This is a genomic window from Roseibium sp. RKSG952, assembly GCF_009711355.1.
This window is the reverse complement of record NZ_SMMF01000273.1, coordinates 1-480: the sequence shown is the minus strand read 5'-3', so window position 1 is coordinate 480 and position 480 is coordinate 1. Positions and strand designations below refer to the sequence as shown.

Below are 480 nucleotides of genomic sequence, written 5' to 3'. Positions count from 1 at the left end.
GACATCGCGGATGGACTGGTGGCGGAAATCGCGAAAAAAGGCCGCCACAAGGATGCGGCCAGTGATTTCCTTGTCGCCCTCCTCGACGAGGTACGGATGGCCCTTGAAAATGATTATGCATATGGCTCGGAGTTTCCCGCAAGAATTGAAAACGCGATCCAGACGGGGTGTGCTTCGGGCAAGATCTCATCTGAAGACCAGATGCGTTTTGCGATCATCTTCCGCCGCTCGGGATTGCCGGTCCCTCAGTCACTGGTGCTTGACCCTGGCAATGAACCGATTGTCGAGGCCGGAGATCTTCCTGATCCGTCGGCGCTCCTGACAGACCTTGCAAGTCAGATACAGGCAGAAGGCGGAACCCCTTTCGATGCCTATCAGAGTCTCGACGAAATGTTTGCAGCAATGCCGGGCGAGCTCCAGGCGATGTTCGCCATGGTCCTGGCTGCTGTCGACAATCCGTTTCTCGAGCGCTGCGCCTTA

The 480-nt window shown here is 56.7% G+C and carries 1 pseudogene; it reads left to right on the top strand.

Going from position 1 to position 480, the window contains the following annotated elements:
• Positions 1 to 18: 18 nt before the first annotated feature.
• Positions 19 to 480: pseudogene (locus E1297_RS00695) on the top strand (hypothetical protein); the annotation flags it as partial.